We start from the raw sequence: 20,564 nt of genomic DNA, 5'->3' as shown, positions 1-20,564 counted from the left end.
GCCGGCGCAGCACCACGATGGCCCGCATCCGCTTCGGCGGTTGCGGGCCATCGTGTTTTCCGTCGGCGCCTGCCCACATAGACTGGACCAATGGTCGACATTGTCGTCACGGGGCTAAGCGCCAACTCCGTGCCGTATCTAGTCGCTCTGGATCAGCAGCGGGCAATACACGCCGCGGTGGTCGCAGGGCGGGCGCCGGACACCCTCCTCCTCCTCGAGCATCCTTCGGTCTACACCGCGGGCAGACGCACAGAGCCAGGCGAGCGACCGGCTGACGGCACGGAGGTGCTCGATGTCGACCGGGGCGGCAAGATTACCTGGCACGGCCCCGGACAACTCGTCGGGTACCCCATCCTCCGGCTGGCGGAGCCGATCGACGTCGTCGGCTACGTTCGCAGGCTCGAGGGCATCCTCATCGGTGTTCTGGCCGATCTCGGTGTCGACGGCGAACGGGTTGCCGGCCGCTCCGGCGTGTGGCTGCGCGGCACCGACAAGATCGCCGCTATCGGCATCCGCGTCTCCCAGGGCGTCACGATGCACGGGTTCGCCCTCAACTGCTCGAACAGCTTCGAGGCCTACGACCAGATCGTCGCGTGCGGCATCGCCGACGCCGGGGTCACGAGCATCTCGAGGGAACTCGGACGCCGCGTCACGCCCGAGGACGTCGTTCCTCTCATTTCCGCACGATTCGCCCGACTGACAGAGGTAGCAGCATGAGCCATCCCCCCGAGGGGCGCAAAATGCTGCGCCTCGAGATCCGCAACGCTGAGACCCCCATCGAGCGGAAGCCGCCGTGGATCAAGACCAAGGCGAAGATGGGCCCCGAGTACCTGCAGCTGCAGGAGCTCGTCAAGGGTGAGGGGCTGCACACCGTATGCCAGGAGGCGGGCTGTCCCAACATCTTCGAATGCTGGGAGGACCGCGAGGCGACGTTTCTCATCGGGGGGTCACAGTGCACGCGCCGGTGCGACTTCTGCCAGATCGATACCGGAAAGCCCGCCGACTACGACACCGACGAGCCCCGACGGGTCGCCGACTCGGTCACCGCGATGAAGCTGCGGTACGCCACGGTCACAGGCGTCGCCCGCGACGACCTCCCCGACGAGGGAGCGTGGCTGCACGCCGAGACCGTGCGGCAGATCCACGAGAAGAACCCGGGAACGGGGGTCGAGATTCTGGCGACCGACTTCTCCGGCAACCCCGCGTTGCTCGAGGAGGTGTTCTCCTCCCGGCCGGAGGTGTTCGCCCACAACGTCGAGACGGTCCCCCGCATCTTCAAGCGCATCCGTCCGGCGTTCAGGTATGAACGATCCCTCGACGTGATCACCCAGGCGAGGAACTACGGGCTCATCACCAAGTCGAACCTGATCCTGGGAATGGGTGAGGAGCGCGCGGAGATCAGTCAGGCACTGCGCGACCTGCACGATGCGGGCACCGACATCATCACGGTCACCCAGTACCTGCGTCCGACCCCGCGCCACCTTCCGGTCGCACGGTGGGTACACCCGGAGGAGTTCACCGAGATTAAGGTCGAGGCCGAGGAGATCGGCTTCCTCGGCGTGCTGGCCGGGCCGTTGGTGCGCTCGAGCTATCGTGCCGGGCGCCTGTGGGCGCAGTCGATGGCGCGAAAGGGTCGCGAACTGCCGGAAGGCCTTAGCCACCTCTCCGACCCGAGCCTCGGTTTCGCCCAGGCGGTCTCGTAACCGCGGTGCACCAGGAGCGGTGGCGAGGCCATCGCTCAGCCGACGAAGAGGTCCCGGATGCGCCAGCCCTCGACTCCCTTGATCAGGAGCACACTCACCGGAACCTCGCCCGTAGCCTGCTCGGGAGGGGCGACGGCGACGAGAGCGGAGTTGCCGATCCGCTCGACGAGACTCGCCGCACGACCCTGCCACACGGCTGCGTGAGGTAACGGCGGGACTGCCGCTCCCCCGCCCTCCTGCGCCTGCCGGATCAGATAGCCGTCGGCCTCCCACGCCGCGGAGCCGGCCTGGGTTACATCGTCGAGGCAGAGAACCGACAGCGAGGTGAGGCAGCCGTCGCGCAGCTCGAGCAGCGCGAGCGCCGCCGCGACGGGATCGTCACCGGTGATCGCGGACGGCACCCGGACCTCCTCGGCCGGGGCGCCGGTCGGCAAAGGTTCCGGCTTACTGCGCGCCGCTCCATCTGGCGTGGTGGGCGGGGCCAGCCCGGCGTCTCGGACCCCAGAGGACGAGTCGCCGCCCGGCACTAGTACGAGAGCGGCCGTAAGCAGGACCGCGACCCCCACCGCCGCCGCCCAGACCCGCCGGCGCACCGGGGCCAGCGCCGTGGCCAGCGCGGAGACGAGCGTCGCGGCAGGCACCGGGGCGTTCCCCGATTCGGCTCCTCCGGAGGGCGCAGAGGCGCGGATGACCTGCTCCACCCACTCGGGAAGGTGGATGGCGTCGAGCCAGGCTGGCCGCGCTCGCCGGCGCCCGCGAACCGCCGAGATGGGTTGCGCGGTGGGCGGCGCGGTGGCGGGTGCCGCGATGCCCCTCGCCGCTGCGCGAGACACTGCCGCTGCGCGAGACATCGCTTCGGCGCGCGGACTCGCCTCGGCGCGAGGACTTGCCGCGGCTCGCGGCGCGACGCCGAACACCACCGGGGTGGCCATCGCCGAGTCGAACAGCACACGCGCAATCTCGACCGGGAACCGCTCCGGCGCCCGCGAGGGGTCAGCGGAGCGGAGGAACGACAGCGCACGCGTGCGGCCCGCAGACTCCGGCGTGCACTCGAGCACGGCGCCGGCGAGGGCGGCGAGGTCGGCGAGGTCCCGCAGCGCGGGCGCCGATGCCGCGAGTTGGGCCGGGGAGAGGCTCGACGCCGACCTGTCCGACTGCTCCTCCCCGATGATTCGGGCTCGTCCGAAGGATGCGAGCACGGGCGTACCGAGTTCGTCGAACAGCACCGAACTCGCCGTCACCCCGCCGTGCGCGACGCCGTTGCGGTGGAGTTCGGCGACCGCGGCGGCGATGGGGGCGACGATCGTGACGGCCTCTCCGGACTCGATCCGGCCACGGGATGCCATCAGATGGGCGAGCGACCGGGGGCGAAGGAGGCCGAGTACGAGCACCGGCAGGCCGTCCTGCGCGGTCGCGAGGTCGTCGAGCCGCGCCAGGTGGGGCGAGGACGCGCGTGCGAGGGCGCCGATCTCGGCATCGATGCCCGAGCGGTCCGTGCCCGGTCGGAACACCTTGATCGCTGCCGTCGCCGCATGCTCGGTAAAGCTGCCAGGCGTGAGCGAGGAGACCTCGCCGACAGAGAGGTCGCCGACAGAGACGTCGCCGACCGCGATGTCGCCACGAGAACGGGTGCGGAGAGCGGCGCGGCCGAGAAACACGTCGGCCCTGCGGCCCGAACCCAGCCTGCGCACGAGCCTGTAGCCCGCGGCCGAATTCATGCTCCCGATGTCAGTCACCCTGTCATCGTGTGCCCGGCGGTGGCACTGCGGGGTACGAGACCCGACGACGGGGAGGACCGGCGGCTCGACCCGGTGGGGAGGGCGGGTGGCGATGGACCTCCGGGGCCGTATCCTAGACACATGGCACGCACCAAAGAGCCGAAGGCTCCAAAAACTCCCAAGGGACCTGGCCGTCTGAAGCAGATGTACCAGGTCTTCAAGATGACCACCCGGTACGACAAGAAGGCCGTCTGGTACATGCTGGCGGCGTTCCTGCTGCCCGTCGCCGCGAGCGTCGTTCTCGCGCTCCTGATCGCGCCCGGCAGCATCATCGGCCTGGTCCTCTACCTCATCTCCGGAATCCTCGGAGGGCTCCTCGCCTTCCTGATCGTCTTGGGGCGTCGCGCCGAGCGAGCGGCCTACGGTCAGATCGCCGGCCAGCCCGGTGCGGTCGGCGCGGTGCTCAAGAGCTCGCTCCGACGCGGATGGGTCTCGAGCGAGATGCCCGTCGCCGTGAGCCCGAAGACCCAGGATGCCGTCTACCGCGCCGTCGGGCGCGGCGGCGTCGTTCTCATCGGCGAGGGGCCGAAGTCCCGCACGACACGGATGCTCGAGGACGAGCGTCGCAAGGTGAGCCGCGTGCTCCCCAACGTGCCCGTCCACTTCCTCTTCGTCGGCCCCGACGCCGACTCGGTGCCGCTGCACAAGATCCCGTCGTCGATGGGAAAGTACAAGCGCGCGCTCAACAAGGCTGAGATCTACGCCGTCAACAACCGGATCAGCTCGCTCGGCAAGAACGGGCTGCCGATCCCGAAGGGCGTGGACCCCACGAAGGTGCGCGCCGGCCGTCCCCGCTGACCGGCGCTACCCGCTAGATGCGGACGAGCACGGTGCCGGCCAGCTGGTCGTGCAGGCCTCGCTGGTCGCGGTCGAACACGACGGCGGGGATGACGAGGGCGAGCAGAACCGTGCGAACGGCCGGACGCCAGATGCCGACAACGCCGCCGGAGAGCGGCACAACGCGCATCCCGAGCAGGAGGTGGCCGATGCCGCCGGCGGCAAAGGTGATCATGACGATCTGCAGCACCACGAATACGCCCGTGATGTAGATGGCCTCGACGATGCCGTCGTCGCCCCGGAATAGCAGCCAGGCGAGGGCGTAGGCGATCGCCCAGTCGATGAAGAGGGCGGCGATTCGTCGCCCGAGTCGAGCGATCGAACGTGGGCCGGATGCGGGAAGGCCGAGTCGTTTGCCTGGCCACTCCTGCCCGATGCCGTCCGCGCGCGAGGATGAGGGAGTCGAACCGGGCATGGCTGAAGTCTACGACCGGTAACCAGCCGTAACATGCCGGAAACATTTGCGACACCGTGGGGAAATCGCCCACCCGTAACCTCGAGGTGGTTACGAACCGTGGCCGCTTCCTCATCCACACCCATTGGAGTCCTTCACATGTTCCGTGATTCTTCCGAGGTGCTCGCCTTTATCAAGGACACCGACGTCAAGTTTCTTGATATCCGCTTCACCGACCTCCCCGGTGTGCAGCAGCACTTCAACATCCCCGCGTCGACCGTCGACGAGGAGTTCTTCTCCGTCGGGCAGATGTTTGACGGCTCCTCCATTCGGGGCTTCGCCTCGATCCACGAGTCCGACATGCAGCTCATTCCCGATGTGACGACGGCGTACATCGACCCGTTCCGCAACGAGCGCACGCTCATCATGATCTTCGACATCTATAACCCACGTAACGGTGAGATCTACCACCGCGACCCGCGCCAGGTCGCCAAGAAGGCCGAGAAGTATCTCGCCTCGACCGGCATCGCCGACACCGCGTTCTTCGCTCCCGAGGCCGAGTTCTACATCTTCGACGATGTCCGCTTCGATGTGAAGCAGAACTCCAGCTTCTACTCCGTCGACTCTGACGAGGGCGCCTGGAACTCGGGCCGTGTCGAAGAGGGCGGCAACCTCGGCAACAAAACCCCCTTCAAGGGCGGCTACTTCCCGGTGAGCCCCGTCGACAAGCAGGCCGACCTGCGTGACGACATGAGCCTCAAGCTCATCGAGGCCGGCCTGATCCTCGAGCGCGCCCACCACGAGGTCGGCAGCGGCGGTCAGGCGGAGATCAACTACCGCTTCGACACGATGGTGCACGCGGCAGATGACCTGCTCAAGTTCAAATACATCGTCAAGAACACGGCGGAGCAGTGGGGCAAGACGGCGACGTTCATGCCCAAGCCGCTGTTCGGCGACAACGGCTCGGGAATGCACACCCACCAGTCGCTGTGGAACGACGGCAAGCCCCTGTTCTACGATGAGAGCGGATACGGCGGCCTGAGCGACGTAGCCCGGTGGTACATCGGTGGTCTGCTCAAGCACGCCCCCGCTGTGCTCGCCTTCACGAACCCGACTCTCAACTCGTACCGTCGCCTGATCCCGGGGTTCGAGGCTCCCGTCAACCTCGTCTACTCGGCGGGCAACCGGTCCGCGTCGATCCGTATCCCGATCACGGGAACGAACCCGAAGGCCAAGCGCATCGAGTTCCGCGCGCCCGACGCCTCCGGAAATCCGTACCTCGCCTTCGCCGCGCAGCTCATGGCCGGCATTGACGGGATCAAGAACCGAATCGAGCCGCACGAGCCCGTCGACAAGGACCTGTACGAGCTCCCTCCCGAGGAGGCCAAGAACATTCCGCAGGTTCCGGGCAGCCTCGCCGAGGCACTCGATGCGCTTGAGGCCGACCACGACTTCCTGATTGCCGGAAACGTGTTCACGCCCGACCTGATCGAAAACTGGATCGCGTACAAGCGCGAGAAGGAGATCATCCCGGCCGCGCAGCGCCCGCATCCGTTCGAGTTCGAACTGTACTTCGGCGTCTAGCCGGCAGCACCAAGAAAGGACCGCACCCATGAGGGTGCGGTCCTGTTTTGATTGACTGGGCCTACTGGACGGGGACGAGCCTGCTGAGCGAGTTGTGTTCCGGGATCATCGGGGTCAGAGCGACTGGAGCGACTCCAAGACCGGTGAAACGCCACCCTGCGGCACGCCAGTGCGCGGCGTCGAGGCAATTGCGGGCATCGATGATGACCGGCAGCGCTACGATCTCGCGGAGTGCTGCCGCATCAATGGAGTTGAACTCCTCCCACTCGGTGAGCACGAGGATCACATCGGAGTTCGTCGCTGCCTCTTCCACGGAGTCGGCGTAAGTGAGCGTCGGGAACATCCGCTGGGCTGTTGATGAGGCCTCCGGATCGTAGATCACGACCTGAGCGCCGCGCAGGTGCAGGGCGGCGGCAACGTTGAGGGCGGGCGAATCGCGCACGTCGTCGGTGAGCGGCTTGAACGCCGCGCCGAGTACACCGATCCGACGGTTGAGCACTGATCCCCCGCACGCTTCGATCGCCATGTTGATCACGAGCTGACGCTGCGACATGTTGATTTCGTCGACCTGCTGGAGGAGCGACGCAGCCTTGGTGGCGCCGAGCTCTCCCGCCCGATGGATGAGCGCGCGGATGTCTTTCGGAAGACAGCCGCCGCCGAACCCGAGTCCGGCGTTGAGAAACTGTCGGCCGATGCGGATGTCGTGTCCGAGCGCGTCGGCGAGCACGCCGACGTCCGCTCCCGCCGCCTCGCATACCTCGGCGATCGCGTTGATGAAGGAGATCTTGGTGGCGAGGAACGCGTTCGCGCTCACCTTCACGAGCTCCGCGGTGGGGAGGTCACACAGGATCACGGGGGTTCCAATGGCGATCGGCGCGGCATAGACCTCCCGCATTACCGCTTCGGAAAGGGCTGTGGTGCCGCCCAAAACGATCCGGTCGGGGGTGAGGGTGTCGTCGACGGCCTTGCCCTCGCGGAGGAACTCCGGATTCCAGATGAGTTCGGTAGAGATTCCGGCGGGCACGATGCCGGCGACAATCGAGCGCAGTCTCGCTCCGGTGCCGACAGGGACCGTCGACTTGCCCACGATGATCCCGTCGTGGGTGAGGTTGCGCGCGACCGACCTGGTGGCCTCTTCTACATAGCTGAGGTTCGCGGCATTGCTGCCACGGGCCTGCGGTGTGCCGACACAGATGAAGTGCACATCGGCGAAGGCAGTGGCCTCGACGATGTCGGTGGTGAAGTGCAAGCGGCCACTCGCCACGTGGGTGCGGATCAGTTCGGGAAGCCCCGGCTCGAAGAAGGGCACGATCCCCTCGCTCAGGGCCGCCACCTTCGCCGGGTCGGAATCGACGCCCATCACGTCGAATCCCATCTCTGCCATCGCGGCCGCGTGGGTGGCGCCGAGGTAGCCGGTGCCCACCACGCTGATGCGCGGGCGGGTAGCGCCCAGCGCCTCGGAGGGCGTCGCGGGGGTCGATGTCGTCATGGGATGCTCCTGAATTTGTGGTGCGGCGGGGATCGGTCTGGTGGGTAGGCTCCGGAGCCGCGTCATTTCGGGTTCACGACGAAACGGCTGCCGGGAAGGGCCAGCCCATCGACGAAAGCGGCGAGCGAGTCGGCGCGGGAATCGATGCGCCAGTCGTTGGTGGCGCGCTCCCCCGCGACATAGGTCGTGACGGCGAGGTTGAACCAGGCGAAGCCAATGATGTCGGCATTCTCGGGCTTTTGCAGCGATGTGAAGAGCGACGAGACCCAGCCGGCCTTGTGCGATCCGATCTCTGATGCCCCGATCTCGGCGAGGAGGATCGGCTTGTCGGTAAGATCCCGCAGGGCGTTCAGGCTCCGGTTGAACGTAAAGCCGAAGTCGTAGGAGTTGCCCTCCGGAGCGTCGAATGGCGGGCGGAGGTAACCGGAGAGGCCAACCCAGTCCACATAATCGTCGCCGGGGTAGAGGTGGGCGAGGTATTCCGGGGTCTTGTGAGTCGCCGGAAGGCGATTGATTACGTTGGGTGACCAGATCCACACGACAAGGTCGTTCGCGCCCTCCGCTTGGAAGATGTCGTGGACGTGCTGCCACATCCTGACGTAGTCGCCCGACCGGTTGCCGTTGATGGATACGCCCTTACCGGTCTGCTCGGCCCACGGGTACCAGACGCCGTTCATCTCGTGGTTGAGGCGGATGCCCAGCGGGAGGCCCGTCGAGACGATGTCCCTGGCGTACTGGCGAAGGTAGTCGTCGTGGGTGCCGGCAACTCCCGCGATCGGGTCGCCGATGATGTCGGGTAGGGAGTACGCGGGCTCGTTGACGATGTCGTTCGTCGAGCCGATCGGCCGCGACTCCCAGGTGAGAATAGGAAGAGTGTCTCGCTCCCAGGCCCGAGTGACCGCGTTCGCCCGAAAGTTCTCGTCCCAGCCTCCGAAGTACCCTACGACGCTCGGTGTGGCGCCGATTTTGACCGAGGTGCTGTCGAAGGTGGCCCAGTTGAACGGTGCCTGTGCGGTGTACATCCCGAAATATGGTTCGGTCGGCGCGACGATCTCCGCTTTTGTCGGCGCGATGATCGGCGCTACCGCCGCTGGAGTAGATACGATGGCCGGCGGGCGAGGTTTCGCGACCGTCGGGGACTTCTGTCCACCACTGCCGCCACCACCAGCGCCGGCACGATCGGCGCCGCCACCGGTACCACCGCCGGTACCACCGTTACCGCCGCCGCCGCCGCCGCCGACGGATTCAAGCTCACCCTGAGCCGACCAGAGATCCTGCTGGATCACAGCCTTCTCCGCTTTGCTCGAGCCCAGGTCGCCGCGAGCCTTCTCGAGGGACTTCCGCAGCGCGACGACCTGCGCGAGGAGCTTGTTCCGCTCCAGAACGAGAGAACGGTCAGCGGACTCGTTCTTCACGGCGTTCTCGATGGCGACGCTCACCGGGTTTCCTGGAGAGTTCCACACCACCACGCTCGTGGCGAGGAGGGCGAGCACAATGGCTGATGCCCCGAGGGCGGTGAGGCGTGCGCGGGTAGTGCTGCCCGCCCACCAGGACGTGGTGCGCTTAGAAACTGACAATGAAGAACGCCTCCAGAGCGAAGATCGAGAGGCCGATGGCGTAGGGCCACGCGGCCTTCGGGTTGAGCCGGCGTCGAGGCGCGGATCTCGGGGCAACGGTTGCTGCCCGGCGCGGTGACGCCTCGAGCACGGCGGTGGCGTGGGGAGACCACGCTCCCGTGAGGATGTCGGTGCCCGGGTCATCCGCTGGCGACAGTGAGTTCATCACGTCGTCGTTCGACGCGCCTCCTGCGTAGGCTCCGGCACGGGTGCCCCAGCCGCTCGCGTGGCCCATGCGGAAGAACCCGATGAGCCGGATCGGCATCAGGAACAGGGTCGAGACGATGATGAAAGCCGGCAGGCGGAAGAAATCGGACGGCTTCTCGGAGAGGTGTCGGATCTGGCGGATCGCCATGCTCAGCACGGAAGACACCAGCATGAGGCCGAGCACCATCAGTACTCCGCCCTGTGCGCCGTACTCGGTGAGGATCCCCTCGTAGAAGTTGTACCCCTCTCCGGTAGCTGCGCGGTAGACCCAGCCGGCGATGACCCCCGCGAGGAGGAACGGAAGGATGATGTCCATGATGAAGAAGATCGACAGTACCGGAGCGTGGCCGAGCATCCACGGCAGCATCCGCAGGGTGTTGTACTGGCTGCCCCGAGCCCATCTCAGCTGCTGCTTGTACAGCTTCTTCAGCTGCAGCGGGGCGTCAGTGAACACCAGCGAGGTGTGCTGGTAAACCGTGCGGTAGCCCTCTTTGAGGGTGAGGTTCGTGAGGGTGCGGTCATCACTGACCTCGAGGAACACGCCCATGAACCGCTCCGTCATGAACCGGTCCATCACGGTCATCATGATCGACCGGCGGAATGCGATCGTTCGGCCGGGAAGGCAGCCGATTTGCCCCAGCACACTCTGGGCGGGCATGGAATAGAGGGCGCGGGAGTTCTCGAGCCAGTCGGCCCAGCGGGTGATCCAACTGCGCTCAGGCTCGAGGATGCGTTGGCGGGTAGTGACGCCCCCGACCTGAGGCTCGGCGAAGGGCCGGACGAGTTCGGAGAGGGTGTTCTCGGTCCACACGGTGTCGGAGTCGACGAGCACGGTGATGTCGCCGGTTGAGAGCTCGGTGCCGATCATCACGGCGTTGCGCTTGCCGGGGATCGGCGTGTGGACCCAGCGGACGAGTGGTGCGAATTCCTCGCAGACACCCTCGAGAACGGGGTTCTCGGCGCCGTTGATCACGACGATAATTTCGCCAGGATTCTGGGCGACCATTCGCCTGAGCACGTCTCGGAAGAGCTCCACGGGCTCGTCGAGCACGGGGACCACAACGCTCGTGGTCCCGGTGAATTCACCGGTGTATGGGCGGTACTTCGCCGAGAGGAACATCTTGAGGAGCCAGAGCGCCCAAATGAGGATGGAGTACACGGCGAACATGTAGACCTCGGGGTGCCCCTCGATCATGTAGCGCAACTGCAGGATGAAAATGAACACGGTGCCTCGATCGTTCGCGGGGGAAGGTGTCCGCAACGTTGAGGAACCTATGGTCTTTCGGGTGCTTGATTATGGACAGGGAATCGGCCCCGGGGCAAACGCAAAAACGTCCGTCGGGGCCACTGAATTCGAGGACTCAACGAACTCCCAGAATATTCACAGTGTCCCGTGTCGGTAATTCTGCTGACACGGCTTCTCGGCTCGTCTGGCTCCCCCGTGCTCCGCGATAACCCGCGCCGCGGGGGACAATCCAGCGCCCCCGGACGGGGGGAGCCATGGTCCACCTACGCGCAACCCCGTTCGCGGCCCAGGCGGCGCATCCTCGTCCTTGTCGAACGCACGGCCGCAGCCTCCCCATTGGGAGGAACGAATGCCAAATCGGGGTACAGTCCGGACGCGGCCGAACCCCGCGGAAATCGGCGTGAAACTCGTCAAAATATATTTTCCTCAGGGCGCGACGAACGCCCGCCCGGAGACAGATCAGCCGTAAAAGCGCTTCTCGAACACCTGGCGTGCGCGCCGCGTGACCCGCAGGTAGTCGTCCTCGAGCTGGTTGGCCGACCCCGGCGGGTACTCCATGAGCCGGGCGATGCCCTCCAGCTGCGGACGGTCGATCGGCAGCACGTCGGTCGTCCGCACCATCCAGAGGGTCATCGCCGACCGCACGCGGGAGGCGAAGATCCAGGCGGCACGCAGCCTGGCAGCCTCCGCCTCGGTGATGAAACCCTCCTTACAGACCGCGGTGAGGGCCGCGAGGGTCGACGTCGTGCGCAGCGACGGCAGACGTGCCCCGTGCTGAAGCTGGAGCAGCTGCACAAGCCACTCGACGTCGCTGAGCGAACCGCGGCCGAGCTTGAGATGCCTCGCCGGATCGGCCGCGTGCGGTAGGCGCTCCGACTCCACCCTCGCCTTGATGCGCTTGACCTCGCGCACATCCTGCTCCGGGATATCCTCCGGGTAGCGAACCTCGTCGGCGAGAGCCTCGAAGTCTCGCAGCAGCGTCGCGTCGCCGACAGCGGCCGTGGCGCGCAGGAGCGCCTGGGCCTCCCAGGTGAGCGACCAGCGCTCATAGTAGGCGCGGTACGAATCGAGCGACCGCACCACCGGACCGTTCTTTCCCTCGGGACGAAGGTTCATGTCGAGGTCGAGTGGGAGGCGGAGGTCTTCGGTCGAGGTGATCAGCCGCGAGACGATTTTCTCCGCCCGGGACTGGGCCTCGGCGCCGGATGCTGTGGTTGCGCGGTAGACGTAGATGACGTCGGCGTCCGATCCGAAGCCGAGCTCGCGCCCGCCGTAGCGGCCCATCGCGATGATCCCGAACTCGATCCCGTCGATGTCCCCGCGGGCGAGAGTGAGCATCCCGGTCAGCAGCGTCGTCGTGATATCCGCGAGAGCGCGGCCGAGGTGCTCCACGTCGATAAGCCCGAGGATCGCGGCGATGGCCAGGCGTAGCACCTCTCGCCGTCGCGCGGTGCGCAGAGCGAGGGCAGCGGTCGCCGGGTCGTCGTGGCGGGAGATCGTCGCGGTCGCCTCGTCGAGGAGGGCATCGAGCGGGCGCGGGCTCAGCTCCTCCTCGTTCTCGAACCACGCGGCGCCCTCGGGGATGCGCTCGAGGAGCACACCGATGTAGCGGGCGGCCGACAGCGCGTTCGTGAGCCGGTTCGCCGCGCCGGAGGAGTCACGAAGCATCCGGAGGAACCAGTAGGACTCCCCCAGGTCCTCGCTCAGGCGGCGGAAAGCGAGCAGCCCGTAGTCCGGGTCGGCGCCGGCGGCGAACCACTGCAGCATCACCGGCAGCAGGTGTCGCTGGATAGCGGCGCGGCGCGAGACCCCCGAGGTCAGCGCACGAATGTGGGAGAGCGCGCTCTTCGGATCTCGGAACCCGATCGCCGTGAGCCGAGCCGCCGCCTGATCGCTCGTCAACGAGATGCCGTCGTCCTTGAGGGCCGCCACGGCGCTGAGCAGCGGGCGGTAGAACAGCCGCTCGTGCAGCGACCGGACCGTCAGCTTGGTGCGGTTCCACTGGGCACTCAGGTCGGCGGCACTCGACGCGAGCCCGGTGCCGCGGGCCAGCACGCGCAGGCCCTCCGGGTCGGTGGGCATGAGGTGGGTGCGGCGCAGTTTCGTGAGCTGCACCCGATGCTCGAGCAGCCGCAGAAACCGGTAGTCGCGGGCGAACTCCGCCGATTCGGCCCGTCCGATGTAGCCCTGTTCGGCAAGTGAAACCAGCGCGGGCAGTGTGCCGGGCTGGCGCACCTCGGGGTCGGTCTGGCCGTGCACGAGCTGCAGCAACTGGATGGTGAACTCGATATCACGGAGGCCGCCGGGGCCGAGCTTGAGTTGTCGGTCGAGCTCGGCCGAGGGGATGTTGGCGGTGACCCGCTCGCGCATCCGCTGCACCGACTCGACGAAGTTCTCCCGTGCGGCGCTGCTCCACACCTTCGGCGCTACCGCCTCGCAGTACCGACGGCCAAGATCGACGTCGCCGGCGAGACACCTCGCCTTGAGGAGGGCCTGGAACTCCCAGCTCTTGGCCCACCGGTCGTAGTAGGCCACGTGGGATTCAAGCGTGCGGACGAGCGCGCCATCCTTGCCCTCCGGGCGCAGATTCGCGTCGACCTCCCACAGGTCGGGTTCGCTGCCGTAGTCGTGCACGGCGCGGGTCGCGGCCATCGCGAGCTTTGTCGCTATCTCGACCGCCCTGCCGGTGTCGAGCTCCCCCGAGCCCTCGGCAACGAAGATCACATCGACGTCGCTGATGTAGTTGAGCTCTCGCGCCCCCGCCTTGCCCATACCGATGATCGCCAGGCGACTCGCGGCAACCTCATCCGGCGGGTAGGTCGAGACGGAGCGGGCAACTGCGATCGCCGCCTCCAGGGCCGCACCGGCGAGGTCGGCGAGGGCTGCGGCGACGGTGTCCACGGCGGCGAGCGGGTCGGGCCTCGACAGGTCCCAGGCGGTGAGCTGCACGAGGTGGCGTCGGTAGCGAACCCGGAGGGCGGTGGATGCCGCTGGCTCTGGCATCGCGGCGACGCCGTCGACGGCCTCGACGGACGCGAGCAGGTCGGCCACGTACTCTGCTGCCGACGGCGGGCGCGGCAGCGGCTCCTTCAGGCTCTCGATCTCGGCGGGCCGACGCTGCAGGAACTCCCCCAGACCGGTCGATGCGCCGAGCACCCGGACCAGCCGCTCGGCGCTGTCATCCGCGGCCAGGAGGGGCAACACCTCCTGCGGGGTGGTCCTCAGCAGCTGGGCGAGTGACCGCAGTGCGAGGTCAGGATCGGCGGCCGCCGCGAAGTGCGCGGCGATCTCGTCGAGCCCGTGCTCCGCCGCGAACTCGTCGAGCTGCGTGTGTGCTGCCGCGAGTTCGGCGAAGCCGAGCTTCGCCAACTCGGTCAGAGTACTCTGGTGCCTCGGCATCCTCGCCTGCACTTTCTCCTCGGACGACCCTCGGGCTAGAGCATCTCCAGGTTGCTCTTGAGCTCGTACGGCGTCACCTGGGCGCGGTATTCGCGCCATTCCTGCCGCTTGTTCAGCAGCACGTAGTTGAAGACGTGCTCGCCGAGGGTCTCGGCGACGAGCTCCGACTCCTCCATCAGCGCCACGGCGCGGTCGAGGCTCGCGGGAAGCTGCTTGTAGCCGAGCGCCTTGCGCTCGGAATCAGAGAGACTCCACACGTTGTTCTCCGCCTCCGGGGGCAGCTCGTACCCGTTCTCGATGCCCTTGAGCCCGGCGGCGAGCATGAGCGAGTAGGCGAGGTAGGGGTTCGCCGCGGAGTCGATCGCGCGGTACTCGACACGGGCGCTCTGCCCCTTGTTGGGCTTGTACAGCGGCACCCGCACGAGTGCGGACCGGTTGTTGTGGCCCCACGTGACGAAGCTCGGCGCCTCGTCGCCGCCCCAGAGCCGCTTGTAGGAGTTCACGAACTGGTTGGTCACGGCGGTGATCTCCGGCGCGTGGGTGAGCAGTCCGGCGATGAACTGGCGGCCGATCTTCGACAGCTGGTACTGGGCTCCGCCCTCGAAGAACGCGTTGGTGTCGCCCTCGAACAGCGACATGTGGGTGTGCATGCCCGATCCCGGCGCGTCGGCGAGAGGCTTCGGCATGAAGGTCGCGTAGACGCCCTGCTCGATCGCCACCTCCTTGATGACGGTGCGGAAGGTCATGATGTTGTCGGCGGTGGTCAGCGCGTCGGCATAGCGCAGGTCGATCTCGTTCTGACCTGGCCCGGCTTCGTGGTGGGAGAACTCGACCGAGATGCCGAGGTCTTCGAGCATCCGCACCGAGCGGCGACGGAAGTCGTGCGCCGTGCCGCCGGGGACGTTGTCGAAGTAGCCCGCCTTGTCGACCGGTTGGGGTCCCTTCGGGCCGTACTGGGAGCTCTTGAGCAGGTAGAACTCGACCTCGGGATGCGTGTAGAAGGTGAAGCCGCGGTCGGCCGCCTTCGCGAGGGTGCGCTTCAGCACGTTGCGCGGGTCGGCGACCGCGGGCTGGCCGTCCGGGGTCGAGATGTCGCAGAACATCCGCGCCGTCGGGTCGACCTCGCCGCGCCAGGGAAGGATCTGGAAAGTGGTGGGGTCGGGATGGGCGAGCACGTCGGCCTCGTACGCGCGCGTCAGCCCCTCGATCGCGGAGCCGTCGAAACCGAGGCCCTCGGCGAAGGCACCCTCCACCTCGGCCGGCGCGATGGCGACCGACTTGAGGGTGCCGACCACGTCGGTGAACCAGAGCCGGATGAACTTGACTCCCCGCTCTTCGATCGTGCGAAGAACGAAGTCGCGTTGCTTGTCCATTGGCCCCTCATCGTCGCGTACGGGGCGAGCTGCCCACCGCTATTAGGCTACTGGCTATGCCCCGACTCCGCTTGGCACTCGCCCAGACCAACCCCATCGTGGGGGATCTCGCGGGAAACGCTGAGCAGGTTCTGGATGCAGCCCGGGCCGCCGCGGCCGCCGGCGCCGACATCCTCGTCACCGGTGAGATGGCGCTGTCCGGGTATCCGATCGAGGACCTCGCGTCCCGTCCCGGCTTTCTGGCGAAGTGCCGCGACGCCGTGCCGACGCTCGCGAAGCGGCTGCAGGATGCCGGACTCGGCGACCTCGTCGTCATCGTCGGCCACCCCGACGGGCCGTTCGAGCCGCGGCTGCTCGGTACGAGCAGTGCGCCGACCGCGATCGCCCAGAACTGCGCCAGCGTGCTGCAGCACGGCCACACCAAGGCGAGGTACGCCAAGCACCACCTGCCCAACTACTCCGTTTTCGACGAGTACCGGGTATTCATCCCCGGCGACGAACTTCTCGTGCTGCGGCTGCGGGGCGTCGACGTCGCCGTCATCGTCTGCGAGGACCTCTGGCGCGACGGGGGCCCGCTCGGCCGTGTGCTCGAGGCGGATGCCGGGCTGCTCGTCGTTCTCAACGCCTCGCCGTTCGAACGGGACAAGGACGAGGTGCGCCTCCCCCTCGTCACCCGCAGGGCCATCGAGACCAACACCACCGTCGCCTACGTGAACCTTGTGGGCGGGCAGGACGACCTCGTCTTCGACGGCGACAGCGTTGTGGTCGACGGCACGGGGGACATCCTCGCCAGGGCGCCGCAATTCGTCGAGCACGTTCTCGTCATCGACCTCGACCTCGAGCCGGCGAACCTGGGGGTCGAGCTCCCCGACAACGTGCGTCGCGTCACCCTGACCGTGCCGGAGCACAGCGGCACCCGGCTCGACCGGGACGTGGCGACGCTGCCCGACGATCGCGAGCAGCTGTGGAACGCCCTCGTGCTCGGGCTCCGCGACTATGTCGACAAGAACGGCTTCTCGTCGGTGGCCCTGGGCCTCTCCGGTGGAATCGACTCCGCCGTCTGCGCCTCTCTCGCCGCGGACGCGATCGGCGCCGACCGGGTCTTCGGCGTCTCGATGCCGAGCCGGTGGAGCTCGGACCATTCCCGGTCGGATGCCGACGACACGGCCGAGCGCATCGGGCTGCATTACTCGGTCGAGCCGATCGCCGACCTGGTGTTGCCGATCGAGCACCAGCTCGACCTCACCGGCGTCGCGGCCGAAAACGTGCAGGCGCGCGTGCGCGGCATCATCCTCATGGCACTGTCGAATGCGCACGGGCACCTCGTGCTCACGACGGGTAACAAGACCGAGCTGTCGGTGGGCTACTCGACGATGTACGGCGACTCGGTCGGCGGCTTCGCCCCGCTGAAAGACGTGCCGAAGCTGCTGGTCTGGGATCTTGCCCGCTGGCGCAACGAGCACGCGGCCTCGCTCGGCGAAACCCCGCCGATCCCGGAGAGCTCGATCGCCAAGCCGCCCTCGGCGGAGCTGCGCCCGGGCCAGACCGACCAGGACTCCCTCCCGCCGTACGAGGTGCTCGACGGCATCCTCGACGCGTACATCACGAACGCGCTCGGCCGGGAGGACGTCGCCGCCCTCGGCTTCGACGAGGAGACGGTCGATTTCGTCGTGGGACTCGTCGACCGCTCGGAGTGGAAGCGCCGCCAGGGGGCGATCGGTCCGAAGATTTCCGGGATGGCCTTCGGCCGCGACCGGCGCCTGCCGATCACCTACCGCCCCAGTCACTGAACGCCAGGGAGAGCTCCATGACCGATTCCACTGCGGCAGCCGCGCAGGCCGGCGTCAAGAAGGTGCGCACGCGCCACTTCCAGGGCGCGAAGAACAGCGGCATCACGATCACCGGGCTCACGAGCTACGACATGCTCACCGCGGCGATCTTCGACAAGGCCGGGATCGATTTCCTGCTTGTTGGCGACTCCGCGGGCAACAACGTGCTCGGGTTCGACACGACCCTCCCGGTCACCATCGACGAGCTCATCCCCCTCACCCGCGCCGTCGCGGGGGCCGTCTCCCGCGCCTTCGTGATCGCTGACATGCCGTTCGGCTCCTACGAGTCGAGCCCCGAGCAGGCCCTGCACACCGCATTCCGGTTCATGAAGGAGACCGGAGTGCACGCCGTCAAGCTCGAGGGCGGGGTGCGCAGTGCCGAGCAGATCCGTCGCATCGTTGAGGCGGGAATCCCCGTGATGGCGCACATCGGGTTCACCCCGCAGAGCGAGCACGGTCTCGGCGGGCACATCATCCAGGGAAGGGGCGCCAGCGCAGATGCGCTGCTCGCCGACGCCATCGCGGTGCAGGATGCCGGCGCCTTCGCGGTCGTACTCGAGATGGTTCCGTCGGCCGCGGCGAAACGCGTGACGGAGACCATCCGGATCCCCACGATCGGTGTCGGAGCCGGTCCCCACGTCGACGGGCAGCTCCTCGTCTGGACCGACTGGGCGGGACTGACGACCGGGCGCATCCCCAAATTCGTCAAGCAATACGCGAATCTCAGCGGGGTGCTGACGGATGCCGCGAAGGCCTACATCGCCGATGTCGGCTCCGGCAGCTACCCGGCGAAGGAACACGAATACGAGGAGTGACCCGCGCGTCCGTCACTCGTCGTTGCGCGCATCCTCCTCTGCCCACTTGCGGGCCCGCTCGGCGATGATCTGCGGAGCACGCGCGGCGTCCTCCTTCGAGTCGAATGGGCCGTCCCGGTCGCTCCCGAGCGACTTCGCGCCCTCTTCAACCTCGCCCGTCTTGTGGTTGTAGTACCACTGCGTCATGGCTGCCTCCCTTAGTCAACTTACAATTGAGCTTATGCCTCGGGATTCGCACGGTCACCTCGTCTTCGGGGTTGTCTCCCCCCTTCGCAGCGTGCCGAAGCACATTCCGCGTCCTGAGTACGTCGGCAAGAGCGAACCGTCGCCGTTCACCGGATCCGACGTCTATCCGCCGGAAACGATTGAGCTCATCCGCGAGTCCGGGAGGATCGCGGCGCAGGCGATCGCTCTCGTGGGCGAGAACGTGCGCCCCGGCGTCACCACTGAGGAGCTGGACCGGATCGCGCACGACTTCATGGTCGCCCACGACGCCTACCCCTCGACTCTCGGCTACCGCGGGTTCCCGAAGTCGCTGTGCAGCTCGGTCAACGAGGTCATCTGCCACGGGATCCCGGACGACACGGTGCTCGAGAGCGGCGACATCGTCAACATCGACATCACCGCATACAAGAACCAGGTGCACGGTGACAGCAACCGCACGTTCCTTGTCGGCGACGTGCGTCAGGAGGTCGTCGACCTCGTGGAGCGGACCGACGAAGCCCTGCGCCGCGGCATCAAATCGATCGCCCCCGGTCGGCAGGTGAACGTGATCGGTCGCGCGATCGAGTCGTACGCGAAGCGCTTCGGCTACGGCGTGGTACGCGACTTTACCGGGCACGGGGTCGGTGCTGCCTTCCACTCCGGGCTCATCATCCCGCACTACGACACCGACCGGTTCACTGAGGTTATGGAAGTTGGCATGGTGTTCACGATCGAGCCCATGCTCACCCTCGGCACGGCCAGCTGGGACCAGTGGGACGACGGGTGGACCATCACCACAAAAGACAAGAGCATCACGGCGCAGTTCGAGCACACCCTCGTGGTCACCGAGCGCGGCGCCGAGATCCTGACGCTCCCCTAGGCGTCGCCAGCACGTGGCACCTATGGGCGCCTGACGGCCGTCAGCAGCACCACCGCATCCTCGACGGCCTCGAGAGAATGCGACGCGCTCGGCACTATCAGGAGATCGCCGATCCATCCGCCCCACGACTCCTCCCCCGAGGTGAGCGTCACCCGGCCGAGCAGCACCTGCACGGTCGCCTCCCCCGGGTTGTCGTGCTCGGCGAGGGACTGGCCGGCGCAGAGGGCGATGACACTCTGGCGAAGCAGGTGGTCGGAGCCGCCGTGCACCGATTTGGTGCTCCGCCCGTTCGCGGCGCTCTGGGCATGTTCGAGCTCCTCGTGGGCGAGGGCGGTAAGGGAGATCTTGTTCATGGACGGTCCTTCCTGGCTGTGCACCCAACCTAGGCGCGGCGAGCGAGCGGGGCGAGGTGAAACTGCCGTAAGAACTAGATTGGGCTCATGACGACGAAAGCTGTGGGGATCGACATTGGCGGTACGGGCATCAAGGGGGCGCTCGTCGACGTTGACTCGGGCGAGCTGCTCACGAGCCGCAGCAAGCTCCCCACCCCGTTCGGCGGCTCCCCGTCCGCCATCGTCCAGACCGTCATTGAGCTCATCGAGAAGATGGGCGGCGTCGACAAGAAGACACCCGTCGGGGTCTGCTTTCCCGCGGCGATCGTCGGCGGGGTGACCATGTCGGCAGCGAACGTCTCGGACGAGTGGATCGGGCTCGAGGCCGAGAAGCTGTTCCAGAAGGCGCTGGGGCGGGAGATCCACTTCATCAACGACGCGGATGCCGCCGGCGTCGCCGAGCAGCGGTTTGGCGCGGCGCGCAAGGTCAAGGGCCTCGCAATCATCACGACGCTTGGCACGGGAATCGGAACGGCACTGATCCACCAAGGCAAGCTCATTCCGAATGCCGAGCTCGGCCACCTCGAGATTGACGGCATCGATTGGGAGACCCTGGCGGCGTTCTCGGCCAAGGAGCGCGAGAACCTGAGCTGGGCCGAGTGGGCCGGCCGCCTCCAGCGCTACTACGCGCGCCTTGAGGCCTACCTCTACCCTGAGCTGTTCATCGTCGGCGGCGGAGTGTCCAAACACGCCTCGCAGTACCTGCCGCTGCTGAACCTGCGTACCCCGATCGTCGCGGCCGAGCTGCGCAACAACGCCGGCATCATGGGCGCCGCCGCGCTCGCGTCCGGTGGGTAACATCCCTCCGCGACAGCGCA

The 20,564-nt window shown here is 67.1% G+C and carries 17 protein-coding genes; 8 read left to right on the top strand and 9 right to left on the bottom strand.

Translation table 11 applies throughout. The features are described 5' to 3' along the window. Positions 1-90 precede the first annotated feature (90 nt). Positions 91-717, top strand: coding sequence for a lipoyl(octanoyl) transferase LipB (lipB, locus tag BHD05_RS10005; RefSeq protein ID WP_161886301.1), 627 nt, complete (start codon positions 91-93; stop codon positions 715-717). Continuing rightward, positions 714-1,703 carry a lipoyl synthase gene (gene lipA, locus BHD05_RS10000; RefSeq protein ID WP_161886300.1) on the top strand — a complete coding sequence of 330 codons (990 nt, stop codon included), beginning with the start codon at positions 714-716 and terminating at the stop codon, positions 1,701-1,703. Before lipB ends, lipA begins: the two co-directional genes overlap by 4 nt. Positions 1,704-1,738: 35 nt before the next feature. Here lipA and BHD05_RS09995 read toward each other — a convergent pair whose 3' ends face one another. Further along, the gene (locus BHD05_RS09995) at positions 1,739-3,439 is read right to left on the bottom strand and encodes a protein kinase domain-containing protein (RefSeq protein WP_161886299.1); all 1,701 of its coding nucleotides are present in this window, start codon (positions 3,437-3,439) and stop codon (positions 1,739-1,741) included. Positions 3,440-3,562: 123 nt separating this feature from the next. Between BHD05_RS09995 and BHD05_RS09990 the strand changes: the two genes are divergently transcribed. Further along, a complete protein-coding gene (locus BHD05_RS09990) occupies positions 3,563-4,279 on the top strand; it encodes a DUF4191 domain-containing protein (RefSeq protein WP_161886298.1) in 717 nt (238 codons plus the stop codon). A gap of 13 nt (positions 4,280-4,292) precedes the next feature. Here BHD05_RS09990 and BHD05_RS09985 read toward each other — a convergent pair whose 3' ends face one another. Then, complete coding sequence (locus BHD05_RS09985) at positions 4,293-4,733, bottom strand: RDD family protein (RefSeq protein WP_161886297.1); 441 nt, start codon at positions 4,731-4,733, stop codon at positions 4,293-4,295. Positions 4,734-4,871: 138 nt separating this feature from the next. On the opposite strand from BHD05_RS09985, the gene glnA reads away from it, so the two are divergent. Then, on the top strand, positions 4,872-6,296 hold the full coding sequence (glnA, locus tag BHD05_RS09980) for a type I glutamate--ammonia ligase (protein WP_161886296.1): 1,425 nt from the start codon (positions 4,872-4,874) through the stop codon (positions 6,294-6,296). Between the two features lie 61 nt (positions 6,297-6,357). On the opposite strand, the gene BHD05_RS09975 is transcribed toward glnA, so the two are convergent. The 5 genes from BHD05_RS09975 to BHD05_RS09955 all read right to left on the bottom strand — a co-directional run bounded on the left by BHD05_RS09975 (position 6,358) and on the right by BHD05_RS09955 (position 15,626). Next, entirely contained in the window at positions 6,358-7,785 is a 1,428-nt protein-coding gene (locus tag BHD05_RS09975) for a UDP-glucose dehydrogenase family protein (RefSeq protein WP_236966496.1), read from the bottom strand. Positions 7,786-7,847: 62 nt separating this feature from the next. Further along, complete coding sequence (locus tag BHD05_RS09970; RefSeq protein ID WP_161886294.1) at positions 7,848-9,362, bottom strand: glycoside hydrolase family 26 protein; 1,515 nt, start codon at positions 9,360-9,362, stop codon at positions 7,848-7,850. Next, positions 9,349-10,833, bottom strand: a complete 1,485-nt coding sequence (locus BHD05_RS09965) for a glycosyltransferase family 2 protein (protein ID WP_161886293.1) — start codon at positions 10,831-10,833, stop codon at positions 9,349-9,351. The genes BHD05_RS09970 and BHD05_RS09965 overlap by 14 nt, the downstream gene beginning before the upstream one ends. Before the next feature lie 480 nt (positions 10,834-11,313). Continuing rightward, positions 11,314-14,253, bottom strand: coding sequence for a bifunctional [glutamine synthetase] adenylyltransferase/[glutamine synthetase]-adenylyl-L-tyrosine phosphorylase (locus BHD05_RS09960; RefSeq protein ID WP_161886292.1), 2,940 nt, complete (start codon positions 14,251-14,253; stop codon positions 11,314-11,316). Positions 14,254-14,288: 35 nt separating this feature from the next. After that, positions 14,289-15,626: a glutamine synthetase family protein gene (locus BHD05_RS09955; RefSeq protein WP_161886291.1), complete on the bottom strand. Its 1,338-nt coding sequence runs from the start codon at positions 15,624-15,626 to the stop codon at positions 14,289-14,291. Positions 15,627-15,682: 56 nt separating this feature from the next. Here BHD05_RS09955 and BHD05_RS09950 point away from each other — a divergent pair, with 56 nt between their 5' ends. Both BHD05_RS09950 and panB read left to right on the top strand, forming a co-directional pair. Next, complete coding sequence (locus BHD05_RS09950; RefSeq protein WP_161886290.1) at positions 15,683-17,416, top strand: NAD+ synthase; 1,734 nt, start codon at positions 15,683-15,685, stop codon at positions 17,414-17,416. Between the two features lie 17 nt (positions 17,417-17,433). Then, complete coding sequence (gene panB, locus BHD05_RS09945; protein ID WP_161886289.1) at positions 17,434-18,270, top strand: 3-methyl-2-oxobutanoate hydroxymethyltransferase; 837 nt, start codon at positions 17,434-17,436, stop codon at positions 18,268-18,270. A gap of 12 nt (positions 18,271-18,282) precedes the next feature. Here the strand turns inward: panB and BHD05_RS09940 are convergent, their stop codons facing one another. Continuing rightward, positions 18,283-18,456 carry a methionine aminopeptidase gene (locus tag BHD05_RS09940; protein ID WP_161886288.1) on the bottom strand — a complete coding sequence of 58 codons (174 nt, stop codon included), beginning with the start codon at positions 18,454-18,456 and terminating at the stop codon, positions 18,283-18,285. Between the two features lie 34 nt (positions 18,457-18,490). Here BHD05_RS09940 and map point away from each other — a divergent pair, with 34 nt between their 5' ends. After that, entirely contained in the window at positions 18,491-19,354 is an 864-nt protein-coding gene (map, locus tag BHD05_RS09935; protein WP_161886287.1) for a type I methionyl aminopeptidase, read from the top strand. A 20-nt stretch (positions 19,355-19,374) separates the two neighbouring features. Here map and BHD05_RS09930 read toward each other — a convergent pair whose 3' ends face one another. Next, a complete protein-coding gene (locus BHD05_RS09930; protein WP_161886286.1) occupies positions 19,375-19,707 on the bottom strand; it encodes a cupin domain-containing protein in 333 nt (110 codons plus the stop codon). 87 nt (positions 19,708-19,794) lie between these two features. Between BHD05_RS09930 and ppgK the strand changes: the two genes are divergently transcribed. After that, positions 19,795-20,544: a polyphosphate--glucose phosphotransferase gene (gene ppgK / locus BHD05_RS09925; RefSeq protein ID WP_161886285.1), complete on the top strand. Its 750-nt coding sequence runs from the start codon at positions 19,795-19,797 to the stop codon at positions 20,542-20,544. The last annotated feature ends 20 nt before the right edge of the window (positions 20,545-20,564 follow it).

This window comes from Marisediminicola antarctica (assembly GCF_009930795.1).
Classification (GTDB): domain Bacteria; phylum Actinomycetota; class Actinomycetes; order Actinomycetales; family Microbacteriaceae; genus Marisediminicola; species Marisediminicola antarctica.
Note: the sequence above shows the minus strand (reverse complement) of the source record. Positions and strands in the feature narration are given on the sequence as shown.